Below are 16,738 nucleotides of genomic sequence, written 5' to 3'. Positions count from 1 at the left end.
ACCGATGGACCCCGACCACGCCAGGATGATCGGCAAGGAGCTTCAGGTGTCGGTGTCATCGACCGACCGCTCGCTCTATTTCCACGGCAACAGCATGCTGCCCTTCCTGCAGGAGGGCGACATGGTGGTCGTGCGGCCGGTCGCCTGGGCCGACCTGTCGCGCGGCGATATCGTGACCTATCGCAATGGCGAAAAGTTCCCGACCCGGCGCATTTTCTCCAAGCAGGCCGATCGGCTGACGCTCTACTGCGACGGCTGGAAATATCTGCACTTTTACGCCCACCGAGATGACATTCTGGGGCGAGCGGAAGCGCGCCTGCGCGGCGACCTTTGGATTACAATGTCGGATCCGGAGTGGCGGCGCACGGCACGGCGCTCGTTGCTTCATGCCTGGTGGCGGTCCTTGCGCGGCCGTTTCCGGCCGGCAACCGGACCCATACAGTGAGGCCGGGGCATGTTGCCATTCTCAGGATTGGCAGCCTTCGCGTCGAAGTCGATGCGTCGCAGGAACGCTACCTCGACGACCTCGCTCAGATCTATTCGACAGGGCTGCGGCCCTGCGACGACGAACTGTCGGTCGGCTTGCGTCTAGACATCGTCGATAGCCCCGGACCGACGCCGTTTGTGGTGCCTCCCGATGGCCTGGTCATCACGGCCGACGGCACGCTTCGCACCGAGGCGATCGATGCGCAGACCGCGCTGGAAGGCGACGCGTCGCGCGCCCGGTTCACCGTTCACAAGACCGGTCTGACCGACGCGGAAAGGCGTATCTATCTCGTCGTTCTCTTGAACAAGATCCTGTTCTGGATGGGCTATATCAGGCAGCATTCCTCGGCGATTTGTCTCGACGGGGTGGCCAGCATGTTCGTCGGCGACAGGGGGGCGGGCAAGAGCAGCACCTGCGCCTATCTCGCCGGCCGCGGCGCGCTGGTGCTGGCCGATGACGATGTCATGATCCATCGCAACGGCAAGGCATTCACGGTGAGCGGCTGCGACGAAACCATGCGGATCATGGCGGATGCCGAGCGGCGCCTGTTCGGTCATCTGGCCTTGCCGGCGCTCGATTTCGGCGGCATCGCGAAGAAGCAGATTGCGACTGCCAATCATTTCACAACCGCGCCCTATGTGGACTATCCTCTCAAGCAGATCTTTTTCCCCAGGGTCGGCGAGGCGTTCGAACTCGACCGCCTGCCGCCAAGTCGGGTGGCGGTTCGCTTGCTGCATTCCCTTGCGCCTTCCAACCGCTTTGCGGGAACGCAAGACCATCTGGATACGCTGGGCTATGTCTCCGAACTCGCAGCCCGCGTTCCGGCCTATGCCTTGACCCTGACCCGCGACTATCAAGGTCTCGACCGGCTTTTCGAGCACCTCACGGACCCGAGCCGGCCATGAAGATCTTCTACGTCATCAGCAATGCATGCGAAGTCGCCGGAGGGGCCGAGCGCGCTGCGCGGGCGGCACTGCGGCAGCTCCAAGCGCGCTATGGCTTCGCTTGCGAGATGCTCTCCGGCCACCCGGCGCCTTTCGAGCGGACCAGCGACGGAATTCGCCTGCGCGGATTCCGCGACGTGGAAGAACTGAAGACTATTGTCGGCGCTGAGCGGCCCGACGTCATCATCGCCTCGCTGGGCGATGCGGTGCCGGCGTTCCGAGTGGCACGGCGCTTCCGCATTCCGCGCATATTGTGGATACACGCCTACGAGCTCTCGCCGCCCTCGGACGAGGAAAGGCTGCAGTGGTCGATACCTCCAGCGCACCGCGCTTTGCCTGCGGATGATATCGACTTCGTTCTGAAGTCTGCGGATCACGTTTTCACCTGCTCGCAGCACATGCAGGGGTTCCTGCGCGATCGCGCTCATCGCGACAGCGAGGTGTTGCTCAACTCCTGGGACGAAGATGAGGTGCTCATCGCTGAACCCGCGGCCGGCGATGCCGCCTGCATCACTGCCGTTTGTGGGTATCGCCACAAGGGCAGCGACATCTTCCTTGAGATGGCGCGCCGGTTTCCGCACAAGCGCTTCATGCTCGTTGGTGAGCCGGGCAGCGACCTGTCCATCAGCACGGTGCGTGAAGCCGCGGCCTTGCCTAATGTCGAGCTGCCCGGCCGCATGCGTCCGCGCGATTTCCTGGCGCTGAGCAAGCTGGTTCTTGTGCCTTCGCAATGGCCCGAACCTTTTGGGCGGATCGCCGTCGAGGCTCTGGCCAATGCGATCCCGGTCCTTGCCAGCCGGGCAGGCGGGCTCAGGGACATCATCGGCGACGGTGCGATGGGTATCGACGACTACACCAGCATCGATGCCTGGGAGAGCCGCTTGTCGGCGGCGACAAAGGGGCATCTCATTCCGCCAGCCGACCTGCAGGAGAGTTGCGCGCGGGCACGCCGCATCATGCGCAGCGAACCTGTGCACCTGCTTTCCCAGACAATTCGATCGCTCTCCTCAGCTCCAGATTGGACATCGCCGGCCATTGCCTTTTCAGGCGGGATTGGCGGTGTGGAATCCTTCAAGAAGGACAACGCTGCCTGGAGCGAGGATCTGACCGGCCGCGGCTACACGATCAGGTCGATCGATGACGACCGGCACGACCTGCACAACGCTGTTTTGCTGCACGACTATCTGCACGACTTCAATGATTTCCGGCCGCCTGACGCCGGCCATTGCATCGCGGTCAGAACGTCGGATTTCGGACCCTACCCGAAAAGCTGGGTCACCAAGATCGAAACCGAGTTCGACCAATTGTGGGTGTACACGGAATGGATCGCCGAGCAGGCCCGCGCAAGCGGGATCGATCCGGCAATGATACGCGTGGTGCCGGTCGGCTTCGATGCCGATGTTTTCCGTCCTGACGGGCCCGTCTCGCCGCTGGTTCCAAGCGACCGCTTTGCGTTCCTTTTCGTCGGCGGAGCGGTGCGACGCAAAGGCATCGATATCCTGATCAAGGCTTACCAATCCGCCTTCTCGGCGAGCGATATGGTTGCACTGGTGATCAAGGGGGACTCGAAGAACAAATTCTACGCGGGCCGCAGTGAGGTCGAAGGCATCCTCCAAGCCGACGATCGCGCCGATCCTCCGCTGGTCGTCCACATCGATCAGCGCCTCTCGGTCGAGGAGCTCGCCGCGCTGTTTCGAGGCTGCGATGTCGGCGTGTTTCCTTACCGCGCCGAAGGTTTTGCAAAGCCGATCCTCGAAGCCATGGCATCGGGACTGCCATCGATCGTGCCGAACCTCGGGCCGGCGATGGACTACTGCTCGCCAGCCACGTCCTTCCTGGTACTGGCACGGCGCATCCGGCTGCCGTTCTCGCGCAACATCAATCTTGCGATGGGCTTCGAGATGGATGTGGAGGCGGTTGATTTTTGCGAGGTGCGGGTCGACGCGCTCGCAAAGACCATGCGCGAGATATTTGAGGCTGGTCGCGGTGCATTGCGTTCAAAGCAGGAGACCGGGATCGAGTTCGCACAGGCCAGGCTGAACTGGAGGTCATCCACTGACAAGGTCGAGGCAAATCTACGCGAATTGATTGATACAATCCCGCGTCGGATCATTTCCCAGCGCGAAGCGGCGGAAAAGCAGCACCGGCTCCAGGCCGCTGCCCGTCAAATGCTGATCGAGGCAGCGATCACTGGTCAATAGCACGACCGGCAGTACAGGCTGCGGATAGATCGCGACAGGATCGCGCACTGCAAACTCGGATCTCCAGCGATCTGCACGACAGCGCAAGAGTGACGGCGGACGGTGGCGGCTCAATTCGACGGCGCCGGGATGAAATCGGTCAACGCCGCGACAACCTGCTGTGGCTGTTCCTCGGCGATCCAGTGGCCCGAATCCTCGATGATGACCGTCTTCACGTTGCTTGCCACGTTGCGCAGCAGGATACCGATCGTGTCCCCCAATCCTCCCGACGCGCCTAGACCAAGAACGGGGATCGTCAGCGGCCGCTTGGCTAAAGCGCGGTTGTCGATCTCGTCTTGCGCAAAAGCGCGATAGTATTCGAACCCACCGCGCAGCGCGCCGGGTCGCGCATAGGATTTCGCGTAATAATCCTCCGACTCCGGGGTTAGCGCACTGGTATTGACGGCCTCGACGTTTCGGAACCAGCGGATGAATTCGCTTTCCCGTCCAGTGATGAGCATCTCGGGCAGATCGCGCACGTTGAAGAAGCGAAAATGCCAGGTTCGGGGCGTCGCCGATATATCCTTCCAAGGGTCGATTCCGGGGAGTGGCACATCCATGACGACGAGCCGCGATACCTCATCGCGATATTGCGCGGCATAGGCATAAGCGATCATACCGCCCATATCGTGCCCCGCGACAGTGACGCGCGGCCCCAGCCCCAGTGCCGCAACTAAAGCGTGAATGTCGCGCGCGACATTCGCCTTGTCATATCCCGTGGCCGGCCGCGCTGTATCGCCCAACCCCCGGAGATCGGGCGCCAGCACCGTGTGCCCACGTGCGATGAGTGCAGGCATCACATAACGCCACATATAGGATGTTTCGCCCCAGCCATGGAGCAGAACGATCGGCTCCCCGCGACCCATGGCTATCAAATAATGATATTGGACGCCGTTCACCTCGATCTTTCCGTCGCGGATCACGGTCTGCGACGTCGCCGCAGGGACAGGAGACTGCGCAGCGGCGGTGCCGGGCAGGCTGAGGGCGAGGATGGCGAAAGCGGCGGCGGCGAGAAGGGGTTTGCTCATTTGTCAGGCTTTCGGTTGTGAGTAAGACGCGTTGTTGATGAAAGGCCTTCTGACTGCGGTTCTGGAACCGATAGGCGGGCTCAATTAAGGATGTTTCATATCCTTGTGGATATACAATATCCTTATTTGCCGAGGTGTAAAGCGCGATGGCAAGATCAAACTATGGCAGAAGCGGAACGACGGGTTTTGCCCCAGCTCTTTAGAACCCGACGGGCAGCTCTCGGCCAAAACGCGACGTGCGAGTAGTGGCTTGGCGATGTCCGTAGTTGGCGCGAAAGCAGACGATCCCCCATCCGAATTTCGCCTCTGCTCTCTTGGCAAGCCTGCCACAAGCTTGTTGCGGCATGGTCGTTTCAGGAAACCCGGCAAAGAGGCGGACTTTCTTGGCGATTTCTCCACCCAGTGACATCGTTCTCGATGTTGCCCGAGCCGTCGACCCGACGGACATCGAGGCTGCCCGTGCCGCGCTCACCAAGCGGGCCAACGGCGTTGGCGGCGCCTTTTCTGTCGGCATGGCGGCTTCGGTCGATGCCGGCTCGATCCTGTCCCGCGCCACCGCCGACAAGGCTGCGGCGAACGCCGATCCCGCCAGCAAGTTCAAGAAGTTCGAGGCGATGGTCTTGCAGACCTTCATCCAGAACATGCTGCCCAAGGACACTGAAGGCGTCTATGGCAAGGGGCTGGCCGGCGACATGTGGAAATCGCAGCTCGCCGAGCGCGTCGCCGATGTCATGGCCGAGCGCGGCGGCATCGGAATCGCCAAGTCGCTGCTGGCCGACCACTACAAGGACGGCAAGCGCACCGTGCCGATCGGACCGGTGTCAACCGGGCCGCAAAAGACCGAGATCGACCAGCAGACCCGGCTCTCCACCTCGCTGGTCGAGGAATTGCAGCGCAAGGTCGCACGGTCGATGACCGGCGACGAGACGACCATCAAAACCGACATCAAGATCTAGACCAGGATTTTCAATGGCCGATTTTTCAAAATTCTCTTCCAACCTGCCGGCGCGTACTTCCGAGGCGCCGATCCCTTTTGCACGGCCGGGCAACCTTGCCGCCATCATCGGCCGCATCGAGGAGGCGGTCGAGGAAGAGACGGCGGGCCTGAAGAACGACACCAGCTATGACCTCAAGGCCTCCAACGCCCGCAAGAGCCGCTACCTCTATGAGCTGACCCGCGCCATGAAGGGCGCCAACGAGATCGAATTCCTGGAAGAGCATCGCGATAGCCTGGCGCGGCTGCGGCAGAAGCTGGCCAAGAACGAGGCGGCGATCCTCGCCCACCTCAACGCAGTCAACGAGGTCGCGACGCTGTTGAAGAACGCCATCCAGCGCGCCGAAGCCGACGGTACCTACTCTGCCGGTGAATTCGGATGGGCGAGCTGATGTTCCAGGTAAGACTTGGCGGGAAAAGCCGGTGATCAAATTCATCGCCGCCGCGATCTGGATCTGCGCCGCTACGCTCGGCGCCGTGTTCTATTCGTTCCAGGCAGCCGGCGAGCGCGGCGTCGGCGAAACGCCGAAGCCGATGCTGGGCGGTCTCGACTACGTCAAGACCGACGTCATCTCGGTGCCGCTGATCCGCAATTCCAAGATCGACGGCTATTTCCTCACCAAGCTCGTCTACACGGTCGAGCCGGCCGAGATAAAGAAGATGTCGATCCCGGCCGAAGCGCTGATGACCGATCAAGTCTATTCCTATCTCTACTCCAACCCGCAGATCGACTTCACCAAGAAGGAAACCATCGATCTCGACGCCTTCCGCACGGCCATACGCGACACCGTCAACACACGCGTCGGCGCCGACCTGGTGCATGAAGTGCTGATCGACCAGGTCAACTTCCTGACCAAGGACGAGATCCGCGACAACGCCATGCGCCGTCGCAAGGACCCGGCCACGCCGACCGAGCCGGCTGCGGCGGAATCCGCCCAGGCCGAGCCAGCCAAACCGGCCGCGGCACACTGACCCCGCCGCAGGGCGAATATTTCTCTGCCGCATTCCTTCCGACTGAAACGAGATGACGCATCGCGACCGCGTTGACGTTTACGTCAACTCGAAGCTATATGCGCCAAGCGACCAGGATCGCGGCACGCGCGACGGCGACTTCGGCAGAGGCCGGTCCGCGTGGCAAAACGCAACGAGACGAGGAGAACAGTCATGAGCGTTCAGGAGATTGCCGAGAAGATGAAGTCGCGCGTGGCGAGCGCCGGGTTCGAACATTCGGTGAAGTTCGATACCGGCAGCGACGGCGTCATCGTTATCGACGGCGCGACCGTCTCGACCACCGACGCTCCGACCGACTGCACCGTCAAGCTGTCGCTCGACGATCTGGATTCGCTGATCGCCGGCGACCTCAACCCGACCATGGCCTTCATGTCGGGCAAGATAAAGGTCGAAGGCGACATGACGGTCGCCATGGCGCTCAGCCAGCTGCTCGGCTAATCCCGTCGCAAAAGCAAAACGCCGCCCATCGGCGCCGTTTTGCTTTTGTCGACCCCCAGGCTTTGCGCCGCGGAAAGCCGAAGGCTTTACGCCGCGAAGGTCAGCGGCAGCGCCTTGGGCTTGCGCCCAGCCGCCTTCAGCGTGCCATGCGCACCGTCGAGTGCGCCCTCGACCAGCTCCAGCGCCAGCAGGCGGTGCCGCTCATACGGGCCGGGCATGGCGAGCAAACCGGTCTTGTCAGCCGAGAAGCCGAAGCGACCATAGTAAGGCGCATCGCCGACCAGCAGGATCGCCGCATGGCCGAGACGCTCGGCCTCGGCCAGGGCGTGACGCATCAGCCCCGAGCCGATGCCGGCGTTCTTCAGGGCCGGATCGACGGCGAGCGGGCCGAGCAGAAGCGCTACCGGACCGCCCTCGCCCAGGCGCACATCCCACAACCGCACGGTGCCGACCACCGCGCCGGCCGCATCGCGCACGACAAAGGCGAGGCCTTCGGAAGGCCGGCGGCCGCGCCGCAGCTTCTCCGACGATTTCTTGCGCCGCATCGGCCCCATGGCGCGGTCGAGCAACGCTTCACGCGCCGCGACATCGGCAGGGGTTTCGGCGACGATGGCAAGGACCGGCAAGGGGTCCACGATTTCAACTGGCATTTTCATTTCCGCGATCCTTCACGAGCGGAGCTTGTTCCACAGGCGAACCCAAGTGGGCGACTGACGCCCACCTGGGATGATCTGATCGGTTCTTTCGAACCGTCAGATCACGTAGGATCGGAGAGGCTCGAAGCCGTTGAAGGCGACCGCCGAATAGGTGGTCGTGTAGGCGCCGGTGCCTTCGATCAGCACCTCGTCGCCGATGGTCAGCGACAGAGGCAGCGGGTACGGCGTCTTCTCGTACATCACGTCGGCCGAATCGCAGGTCGGGCCGGCGAGCACGCAAGGCGCGGTCTCGGTGCCGTCATGGCGAGTTACGAGCGGATAGCGGATCGCCTCGTCCATCGTCTCGGCCAGACCGCCGAACTTGCCGATGTCGAGGAATACCCAGCGCACATTGTCGTTGTCGGCCTTCTTGGAGATCAGCACGACTTCCGACTTGATGACGCCGGCATTGCCCACCATGCCGCGGCCCGGCTCGATGATGGTTTCCGGGATAGCGTTGCCGAAGTGCTTGCGCAGCGCCGAGAAGATCGCCTGGCCATAAGCCTGAGCCGCCGGCACGTCACGCAGGTAGCGCGTCGGGAATCCGCCGCCCATATTGACCATCTTCAACACGATGCCTTCGTCTGCGAGCGTCGCGAACACCTTCTTGGCGTCGCCCAGCGCACGGTCCCATGCCGTCAGGTCGATCTGCTGCGAGCCGACATGGAAAGACACGCCATAGGCGTCGAGGCCGAGCGTCTTGGCATGGCGCAGCACGTCGACGGCCATCGCCGGCACGCAGCCGAACTTGCGCGACAGCGGCCATTCGGCGCCTTCGCCGTCGGTCAGGACGCGGCAGAACACGCGGGCGCCGGGAGCGACGCGGGCGATCTTGTCGACTTCCTCGACGCAGTCGACCGCGAACAGGCGAATGCCGAACTGGTAGGCGCGTGCAATGTCACGCTCCTTCTTGATGGTGTTGCCGAAGGAGATGCGGTCCGCCGGCGCACCGGCGTCCATCGCCATCTCGACCTCGGCAACGGAAGCGGTGTCGAAGGACGAGCCCATCGCAGCAAGGAGGCGCAGGATTTCCGGCGCCGGGTTTGCTTTCACCGCGTAGTAGATCTTGGAATCGGGCAGCGCCTTTTCGAAGGCGCGGAAATTGTCGCGCACGACATCGAGGTCGACGACGAGGCAGGGGCCGGACGGACGTCGGGTGGCGAGGAAGTCAAGGATGCGCTGGGTGGCCATCGGGGTCTCTCCATCGCGCCTTTCGGCGCGCACAAGGGTGCGGACGCGGGCCGTCGGCCTCGCGAACACGCGGTCAAACAAAGGCGGGACGTCGAATTCATGGAACCAGCCGGTGGAGACCCCGGAACCATGAAACGCCGTCTCGCGGCGATGAACCTTGGCCTTGCCCGGCCTCGGTTCGCTTTGTCTGCCTTGGCTTGGATGGGAGACCCGTCCGCACTGCCGGCAATGAAGGTGTGCCTCTTTAGTAACCCCGGTCTTTGGACAACCGGAAGAGAACCAGAAAGGCCCGCACCGTCGTTGCTTCAAGGTGTCCTCGGGCTGGCGGTTGGCCGCTAGACCGACTGGAGGGGTTGGCTCCAGTTACCTTACCGATTTCCCTCACCATTCGAGGATCGGCGGACACCCACAGGCACGTGCGACTTTGGGCAAGCGCGATATAAGATCGAAAGATTTCACAATCAATAAAAATCGTATCCCAGGTTGTAAAATTTCTGGCATCGAACAATGCTGCGCCAACCGTATACGGATATCGAACGATGCCAGGGACGCACGGCCCGCTCAACGCCTTCCTCGACCTTCGCCGCATGCCGGTCGCCAATGCGGAACTGGGCCCGCTGGCCGGGCTGCGCCTTGCCGTGAAGGACATTTACGACGTCGCCGGCTACCGCACCGGTTGCGGCAATCTGGTGAAGTTTGCCGAAGCGCACGCTGCTTCGAGCACGGCGCCCGCCGTACAGATGATTCTCGACGCCGGCGCGCGTTTCATCGGCAAGACGCAGACCGATGAGCTCGCTTTCTCGCTGATGGGCCAGAATGCGCATTTTCCGTTTCCAGTGAACCCGGCAGCACCCGATCGCGTCACCGGCGGCTCGTCCTCCGGGTCGGCGGCGGCGGTCGCTGGCAAGCTTGCAGACATTGCCACCGGCTCCGACACGGGCGGCTCGATCCGCGCGCCGGCGAGCTTTTGCGGGCTGATTGGGCTGCGCACCACGCATGGCCGCATTTCGCTGGAAGGCACCATGAAGCTGGCGCCGAGCTTCGACACGTTCGGCTGGTTCGCCGACGACATCGAAACCTATGAGACGATCGGCAAATTGCTGCTCGGCCGCGACCCACACCAGCATCCGCTGAACCGTCCACTTTCGATCCGCTGGCTGGATGCCTTCGTCGCAGGCCCGGCCGAGGCAGCCGAGTACGCCAGGATGAGAGCGCTGGCGGCCGCTGTCGTCGGCGAACCCAAGCCGGTGGAATACGTCTTCGCCTCCTTCCCCGACGAGCTCTACTGGTGCTTTCGCCGCCTGCAGGCCGCCGAGGCGTGGCAGCAGCATGGCGCCTGGATCGTGTCAGGCGAACGCGATCTCGGGCCGGGCGTCGAGGAGCGCTTCGGCTTCGGCCGAACAATCGACGCGAAGACCGCACAGGCCGAGGCGGTGCGCCGCCTGACCTTCCGCTCCGAGCTCGCCGCCCTGCTCGGCCAGGACGGATACCTGGTCCTGCCAACGGTTCCGGGTCCCGCCCCTCTGGTCAAAAGCTCGCCTGAGCAGCTCCAGGCCTACCGCGAAAGGGCCTTGCATCTTCTATGTCTTTCGGGTCTTTCAGGCTTTCCGCAAATCACCCTGCCCCTGGGCTCGGTCGACGGCGCCCCTTTCGGCCTCTCGCTGCTCGGCCCTCCCGGCAGCGACATTGCCCTGATACGGCTCGGCCGGCGGCTTCTCGATACGGCACGAAAGGCCTGATCCATGGACACACTGACCCGCATGCGCGCCTTCATCGACGTCGTCGAGGCCGAAGGCTTTTCGGCCGCGGCGCGCAAGATCGGCCGTTCCAAGGCGCTGCTGTCGAAATATGTGCGCGAACTCGAGGACGAACTCGGCGCGCTTCTGCTCAACCGCACCACGCGGCAGTTCTCGATGACCGAGGCCGGCCATACCTATTACAGCCGCGCTTCGGAAATCGTGCGCGAGGTCGACAGCCTGGCCGACGCGGTGCGCGAATCCTCCGGCGACGTGCGCGGCCGGATCAAGCTGTCGGCGGCTCGTACCTTTGCCGACGCGCCGATCGGCCAGTCGCTGATCGACTTCGCCAAGCAGCATCCCGACATCGTGCTCGACATCCATCTCGACGACCGTTTCGTCGATCTGGTCGAGGAGGGCTTCGACCTTGCCGTGCGCATCTCGCGGCTGGAGAACTCCTCCCTGATCGCCCGGCGCCTGGGGCCATTCTCGGTCAGGCTGTGCGCATCGCCGGAACTGATCGCCAGGCACGGCAAGCCGACGCGCCCGCAGGATCTCGCCAACATGCCCTGCATCGTCGACACCAATGGCCGCTCGCTCGCCAACTGGCGCTTCAAGGGCGATGGTGAGGAGTCCGTCAGCGTCAACGTGTCGGGGCCGATCGAAGTCAACAGTCCGATGGCCGCACGCGCTGCCGCCGTGTCGGGCCTGGGCTTCGCCATCCTGCCCGATTTCATCGCCGCCCCCGACCTCGCATCGGGCAAGCTGGTTTCCTTGCTCGACGACCGCATCCAGTCGGGCAGCGGCATTTTCGCCGTCTACCCGCATCGCCGCTATCTGCCGGCCAAGGTCCGCGTTTTCGTCGATTTCCTGGTGCAGTGGTTCAAGAACCGCGAGGGCGCCTGACCTGTCTTGGCTGTCAAAGCGCGTTGCGCTTTGAGTTTTGTAGGGCGCGTGTCGTTATCCCAAAACCGCTTCGCACTTTTGGGCGACACGCGGCAGCGGTCCCAATTTCGCCCGCTTTCTGGTAACCTCTCGAAATCTTCCCGAGGCCGATGGAACAGCGACCGAGAATGCACCTGAATCGCCACGCAATCATGCTGGCTTCGGCCTTGGCGGCGCCTTTTGCCGCCGTCGGAGCGGCTGGCGCGCATCCTCACGTCTTCGCCGAGGCTCGCCTCGACGTGATCCTGTCGCCGGATCACCAAAGTGTGAAAGCGCTGCGCCATCTCTGGCGCTTCGACGATTTGTTCTCGAGTACGGTGATGATGGAGTTCGACAAGAACTCCGACCTGAAGCTTGACGACAAGGAGCTGAAGGACGTTGCCGACACCGTCCACGCCTCGCTGGCCGAGTTCAACTACTTCCAGCTCGTCACCGTCGACGGCAAGGACGTGCCGATGACGCCGCCGCCGCATTTGATGGCGAATTTCGACAATGACCAGCTGATCATCCTGTTCGAATCCGAACCGAAGGAACCGATCAAGCTCGCCGGCAAGATCGATTTCGGTGTCTACGACCCGACCTTCTACACGGCCATCGATTTCACCGAGGATTCCAACATCACCGTCGAAGGCCTGCCTTCGAACTGCACCAGCAAGGTCATCCGGCCCGACCCGGACGAGGCGATCAAGGAAAACCAGAAGACCCTGACGGAAGCCTTCTTCAACGACCCGACAGGCACTGACATGAGCAAGATCTTCGCCACCAAGCTCGAACTGAACTGCCCGCCAGAAGGATAGATCCGGTGATGAAACCGTCCCTGCGTTTGGCATTCGGCCTCGTCGCCGCTGCCCTGGTGATGACGCACTTTCTCGGGCAGGCCCACGCCCAGAGCTCGCTCGGCATCGGCGTCAATGACGGCATGGCGCCCACCACCGGACCGTTCGCCCACATCCTGATGTGGATCAATCTGCGCCAGCAGGAATTTTATCGCGCGCTGGCCGCGGCTATGAAGGAAATGCGCGAAGACGGCAGCAAGATGTGGCTGCTGATCGGCCTGTCCTTTGCCTACGGAATTTTCCATGCCGCCGGCCCCGGCCACGGCAAGGCGGTGATCTCCTCCTACATGGTGGCCAATGAAGTGGCGCTCAGGCGCGGCATCCTGTTGTCCTTCGTCTCGGCGCTGTTGCAGGGCCTGACCGCGGTCGTGGTGATGCTGCTTGCGTATTTCGTCCTGCGCGGCACCGCCATCTCGATGACCGACGCAGCCTGGTTCATGGAGATCATGAGCTATGTCTTCGTCACTTTGTTCGGCGCCTGGCTGCTGTGGCGCAAGCTTGGCCCGACGGTCCAGCGCTGGTTCGGCAAGGCGCCCGCCTACAGCCTGTCGGCGGCTCACGCCGGTCATTCCCATGGTGGCCACTCGCATGCCGGACATTCGCATGCGGGCCATAGCCATTCCGCGCATGGTCATTCGCATGCGCTTCACGCCCATCACGATCATGCCGCGCACGATCACCCTCACGATCACGGCGCCCACGATCATGATCATGCTGGACATGACCATTCCCATCACGACCACGCTCACCGCGATCATGCGCATCACGACCATGCTCATCATGATCACGCGGCCGGCGAGGTCTGCGACACCTGCGGCCATTCCCATGCGCCCGATCCGGCGCTGCTGTCGGGCGACCGCTTCGACTGGCGCACGGCGTGGTCGGCGGTGGCCGCCGTCGGCATCCGTCCCTGCTCCGGCGCGCTGATTGTGCTGAGCTTCGCGCTGCTCAACGGCTTGTGGCTCGGCGGCCTGCTGTCGGTGCTGGCGATGTCGATCGGCACCGCGATCACCGTCTCGGCGCTGGCGACGATCGCGGTGACGGCCAAGAACTGGGCGGTCTATTTCGCCGGCGACGGCCGCATGGGCAACCGCATCCACACCTTCGTCGAGATCGGCGGCGCCGCCTTCGTCTTCCTGTTCGGGCTGCTGCTCCTGTCGGCGAGCCTGACCGGCAGCGTATGATGATTGCGGGTCAGGCCTGACCCGCAATCTTGCCATCGAGCTCATCCTCGATATGCGCTTGGATGATTTCATCAAAACTCTTCTCGGCGCTGAAACCGAGATCCCGCGAGCGCCGCGCCTCGAAGCGCGTCGGCCAGCCCTTGACGATCGCCCAGATCGTTTCGTCAGGCTGCTCGCGGATCAGGCCCGCGACCTTCGGTCCGGCAATGCGCTCCAGCGCCTCGATCTGCTCGCCGACGGTGACGGCAACGCCGGGCATGGTGAGGTTGCGGCGCGGGCCGACGGCGGCACCGTCGATCCCCGCCGCATGGATCAGGAAACTGACCGCCGAGCGCGGGCTGGCGTGGGTGTGCAGCACCGAACGCGGCACCGGCAGGATCGCCTCCTGCCCGGCGAGCGGCTCGCGGATGATGCCGGAGAAGAAGCCGGACGCAGCTTTGTTCGGCTTGCCGGGCCGCACGCAAATGGTCGGCAGGCGAATGCCGATGCCGTCGAAGAAGCCGCGCCTGGAATAGTCGGCCAGCAGCGCCTCGCTCATCTGCTTCTGCGTGCCGTAGGACGTCAGCGGCGTCGGATGAAAATCGTCCGGGATGACATCCGGGAACGGCGCGCCGAACACGGCGATCGACGAGGTGAAGACGAGGCGCGGCGCAAAGCCCGCCAGCCGCACGGCGTCGAACAGCGCCCTGGTGCCATCGAGGTTGACGCGATAGCCGAGATCGAAATTGGCTTCCGCTTCGCCCGACACGATGCCGGCGAGGTGGAACATCACGTCGGGGCGTGAGGCGACCAGGCTTTCGGCCGCGCCGGGCTCGGCAAGGTCGCCGGTGTGCGCGGCGATGCTCACACCCTCCATCGCCGGCGCCTGCGGCGGCACGATGTCATGCAGGTCGAGTGCCGTGATCTTGCGGCCGTTGAGCGTGCCGTCCTTGGCCAGCCGGGCGATAAGCTTGCGGCCGACCATGCCGGCCGCACCAGTAATCAGGATGCGCATTTGTAAAAGCCTCTTATTTGCCCTTGTTCTGGCTGCGGCTGCGCAGCCAGAACACCAGAAAGAATGCCAGCACGAAGCCGATGCCGACGATGCCGGCAAGGACGGTCGAGACATTGCCGAGCGCCAGCATCACCGTCGGCAGGTAGAACGCCGCGATGCCGAACAGCAGCATGATCCAGGCTGCGGCAATCAGCGCGTTTCTGTTGTCGCGATCCATCATGCCGTCCCGCCGTCGCGGGAGCTCGTCAACCTGGATGCCAATGCCATGAAGTTCCCTGTCAGTGGTAATGGCCGTGATGCGGTGGCGCACCATGGTCGTGGTCATGATCGTGGTCGTGCTCGTCATGGCTGTCGGCGCACTGGCCGAATTCCGGCTCGACGGTGGCGTGGCTGATGCCATGCTCGGCGGCGAGCCGCTTCTTGATGGCGCTGACCGCCTGATGCGGGTCGACGCCATCATTCAAACAAGCATGCAGCGTCGCCATGTTGCTGGAGCCGTCCAGCGACCAGACATGCATGTGGTGCACCTCGCGCACGCCCTTGACGGTGCCGGCAATATCCTTGGCGATGAGGTCGCGGTCGAGGCTCGCCGGCACGCCTTCGAGCAGCACATGGGCGGCTTCGCGCATCAGCGACCAGGCGGTAGAAAGGATCAGCACCGAGACCAGCACCGACAGGATCGGATCGATCGGCGTCCAGCCTGTCGCCAGGATGACCAGCGCCGCCACGATCGCCGCCGCCGAGCCGAGCAGATCACCCAGCACATGCAGGATGGCGCCGCGCATGTTGAGGCTGTCGCGGTCGCCGCCATGCAGCACGAAGAACGACGCGATATTGACGAGAAGGCCGGCGATCGCCACCACCAGCATCGGCCCGCCCAGCACCGGCGCCGGCGTCATCAGACGGCCCCAGGCCTCGTAGACGATCCACAGCGCGATGGCGAAGATGGCGATGCCGTTGGTGTAGGCGACCAGTGTCTTGACCCGGCCAAAGCCATAGGTGAGGCGCACCGTCGCCGGCCGTCCGCCCAGGTGGAAGGCGTACCAGGCAAGGCCGAGCGCGATCGAATCGGCCAGCATGTGGCCGGCGTCGGCCAGCAGCGCCAGCGATCCGGTCAGCAAGCCGCCAAGCACTTCGGCAACCATGAAGCCGGCGGTCAGGCAAGCCGCGATCAGCACCCGCTTCTTGTCGGTCGAACCATGCACGTGACCGGCGCCATGGCTGTGTCCATGCGCACTGTGCGAACCATGATCGTGGCTGTGCGCCATATGTTTTCTCCTACGCGCCGAACTCGGCGCGGAAATCCTCGAGCCGACGCTTCTGCCGGCCTTCGCCATCGAAATTGGCCGGATCGAGCCATGCCTCATAGGCTTTGCGAAGCGCCGGCCATTCCTTGTCGATGATCGAGTACCACGCGGTATCGCGGTTTTCACCTTTGACCACAAGATGCTGGCGGAAAATGCCCTCGAACTTGAAGCCGAACCGTTCCGCCGCGCGCTTCGACGGCTCGTTGCGGTTGTTGCATTTCCACTCGTAGCGGCGATAGCCGAGCCCCTCGAAAATGTACTTCATGAACAGGAACTGCGCCTCGGTCGCCGCGGGCTTCCTCGAAATCAGCGGCCCCCAATAGATGTTGCCGATCTCGATGACGCCATAGGCGGGATCGATGCGCATCAGCGTCTGCCGCCCGGCGACCTTGCCGCTGGCCTTGTCGATGACGGTGAAGAACAGCGGATCCTCACTTGCCTCGACCCTGTCCAGCCAGGGCTGGAAGTCGGCGCGGGTCTGCGGCGGATAGTCGGGCAGCCAGGCAAAGCGGCCGTCGATGTCGGGCACGGATGACGCCTCGTAGAGACCGTCGCCATGCTTTTCGGCGCTCAGCGGTTCCAGTCTGGCATAGCGGCCATCGATGGCCTTGCGCTCGGGTCGCGGACGCGCTTGCCAGTCTTTGAGATTTTCAGACACGTAGAACTCCAATCCGTTTGACTTTTGTGAGCAGACGCTCACAAAAACGC

At 63.4% G+C, this 16,738-nt stretch carries 18 protein-coding genes; 11 read left to right on the top strand and 7 right to left on the bottom strand.

Annotated features, from left to right (window positions below; genetic code table 11):
- Positions 1-4 precede the first annotated feature (4 nt).
- From AC1DZ8_RS10600 to AC1DZ8_RS10590, 3 genes are read left to right on the top strand one after another with little or no spacing between them, the layout of a single operon-like run.
- Complete coding sequence (locus AC1DZ8_RS10600; protein ID WP_477303645.1) at positions 5-445, top strand: S24/S26 family peptidase; 441 nt, start codon at positions 5-7, stop codon at positions 443-445.
- Entirely contained in the window at positions 442-1,392 is a 951-nt protein-coding gene (locus AC1DZ8_RS10595; protein ID WP_477400858.1) for a hypothetical protein, read from the top strand. The genes AC1DZ8_RS10600 and AC1DZ8_RS10595 overlap by 4 nt, the downstream gene beginning before the upstream one ends.
- A complete protein-coding gene (locus tag AC1DZ8_RS10590; RefSeq protein ID WP_477303649.1) occupies positions 1,389-3,632 on the top strand; it encodes a glycosyltransferase family 4 protein in 2,244 nt (747 codons plus the stop codon). The genes AC1DZ8_RS10595 and AC1DZ8_RS10590 overlap by 4 nt, the downstream gene beginning before the upstream one ends.
- Before the next feature lie 110 nt (positions 3,633-3,742).
- Here the strand turns inward: AC1DZ8_RS10590 and AC1DZ8_RS10585 are convergent, their stop codons facing one another.
- Positions 3,743-4,699, bottom strand: a complete 957-nt coding sequence (locus tag AC1DZ8_RS10585) for an alpha/beta fold hydrolase (RefSeq protein ID WP_477303651.1) — start codon at positions 4,697-4,699, stop codon at positions 3,743-3,745.
- A 383-nt stretch (positions 4,700-5,082) separates the two neighbouring features.
- Here AC1DZ8_RS10585 and AC1DZ8_RS10580 point away from each other — a divergent pair, with 383 nt between their 5' ends.
- The 4 genes from AC1DZ8_RS10580 to AC1DZ8_RS10565 all read left to right on the top strand — a co-directional run bounded on the left by AC1DZ8_RS10580 (position 5,083) and on the right by AC1DZ8_RS10565 (position 7,142).
- On the top strand, positions 5,083-5,655 hold the full coding sequence (locus AC1DZ8_RS10580) for a rod-binding protein (protein ID WP_477303653.1): 573 nt from the start codon (positions 5,083-5,085) through the stop codon (positions 5,653-5,655).
- Between the two features lie 13 nt (positions 5,656-5,668).
- Positions 5,669-6,085 carry a hypothetical protein gene (locus AC1DZ8_RS10575; protein ID WP_477233066.1) on the top strand — a complete coding sequence of 139 codons (417 nt, stop codon included), beginning with the start codon at positions 5,669-5,671 and terminating at the stop codon, positions 6,083-6,085.
- Between the two features lie 31 nt (positions 6,086-6,116).
- Entirely contained in the window at positions 6,117-6,665 is a 549-nt protein-coding gene (locus AC1DZ8_RS10570; RefSeq protein WP_477303657.1) for a hypothetical protein, read from the top strand.
- Between the two features lie 192 nt (positions 6,666-6,857).
- Positions 6,858-7,142: an SCP2 sterol-binding domain-containing protein gene (locus AC1DZ8_RS10565; RefSeq protein WP_454574533.1), complete on the top strand. Its 285-nt coding sequence runs from the start codon at positions 6,858-6,860 to the stop codon at positions 7,140-7,142.
- An 86-nt stretch (positions 7,143-7,228) separates the two neighbouring features.
- On the opposite strand, the gene AC1DZ8_RS10560 is transcribed toward AC1DZ8_RS10565, so the two are convergent.
- Together AC1DZ8_RS10560 and odc2 are read right to left on the bottom strand one after the other, a co-directional pair.
- Positions 7,229-7,798: a GNAT family N-acetyltransferase gene (locus tag AC1DZ8_RS10560; protein ID WP_477303659.1), complete on the bottom strand. Its 570-nt coding sequence runs from the start codon at positions 7,796-7,798 to the stop codon at positions 7,229-7,231.
- A gap of 96 nt (positions 7,799-7,894) precedes the next feature.
- Positions 7,895-9,028: an ornithine/lysine decarboxylase gene (odc2, locus tag AC1DZ8_RS10555; protein WP_477303661.1), complete on the bottom strand. Its 1,134-nt coding sequence runs from the start codon at positions 9,026-9,028 to the stop codon at positions 7,895-7,897.
- Positions 9,029-9,567: 539 nt separating this feature from the next.
- Between odc2 and AC1DZ8_RS10550 the strand changes: the two genes are divergently transcribed.
- The 4 genes from AC1DZ8_RS10550 (at position 9,568) to AC1DZ8_RS10535 (ending at position 13,729) form a co-directional block, all read left to right on the top strand.
- Positions 9,568-10,767: an amidase gene (locus tag AC1DZ8_RS10550; RefSeq protein ID WP_477303663.1), complete on the top strand. Its 1,200-nt coding sequence runs from the start codon at positions 9,568-9,570 to the stop codon at positions 10,765-10,767.
- Between the two features lie 3 nt (positions 10,768-10,770).
- Positions 10,771-11,670, top strand: a complete 900-nt coding sequence (locus AC1DZ8_RS10545) for a LysR family transcriptional regulator (protein WP_477303665.1) — start codon at positions 10,771-10,773, stop codon at positions 11,668-11,670.
- Between the two features lie 167 nt (positions 11,671-11,837).
- Positions 11,838-12,506 carry a DUF1007 family protein gene (locus tag AC1DZ8_RS10540; protein WP_477400855.1) on the top strand — a complete coding sequence of 223 codons (669 nt, stop codon included), beginning with the start codon at positions 11,838-11,840 and terminating at the stop codon, positions 12,504-12,506.
- An 8-nt stretch (positions 12,507-12,514) separates the two neighbouring features.
- Positions 12,515-13,729, top strand: coding sequence for a nickel/cobalt transporter (locus AC1DZ8_RS10535; protein WP_477303894.1), 1,215 nt, complete (start codon positions 12,515-12,517; stop codon positions 13,727-13,729).
- Positions 13,730-13,739: 10 nt separating this feature from the next.
- On the opposite strand, the gene denD is transcribed toward AC1DZ8_RS10535, so the two are convergent.
- The 4 genes from denD to AC1DZ8_RS10515 are packed head-to-tail and all read right to left on the bottom strand — an operon-like array spanning position 13,740 to position 16,688.
- Positions 13,740-14,723 carry a D-erythronate dehydrogenase gene (gene denD, locus AC1DZ8_RS10530; protein ID WP_477303669.1) on the bottom strand — a complete coding sequence of 328 codons (984 nt, stop codon included), beginning with the start codon at positions 14,721-14,723 and terminating at the stop codon, positions 13,740-13,742.
- A gap of 13 nt (positions 14,724-14,736) precedes the next feature.
- A complete protein-coding gene (locus AC1DZ8_RS10525; protein ID WP_352586290.1) occupies positions 14,737-14,943 on the bottom strand; it encodes a hypothetical protein in 207 nt (68 codons plus the stop codon).
- Positions 14,944-15,001: 58 nt separating this feature from the next.
- Positions 15,002-15,991, bottom strand: a complete 990-nt coding sequence (locus tag AC1DZ8_RS10520; protein WP_477303671.1) for a cation diffusion facilitator family transporter — start codon at positions 15,989-15,991, stop codon at positions 15,002-15,004.
- 10 nt (positions 15,992-16,001) lie between these two features.
- Positions 16,002-16,688, bottom strand: a complete 687-nt coding sequence (locus tag AC1DZ8_RS10515; protein WP_477303673.1) for a GNAT family N-acetyltransferase — start codon at positions 16,686-16,688, stop codon at positions 16,002-16,004.
- Between the last annotated feature and the right edge of the window lie 50 nt (positions 16,689-16,738).

The sequence above is a fragment of the Mesorhizobium sp. P2_F7 genome (assembly GCF_056403695.1).
The sequence above is the reverse complement of the archived record's forward strand: the minus strand, read 5'-3'. Positions and strand labels throughout refer to the sequence as shown.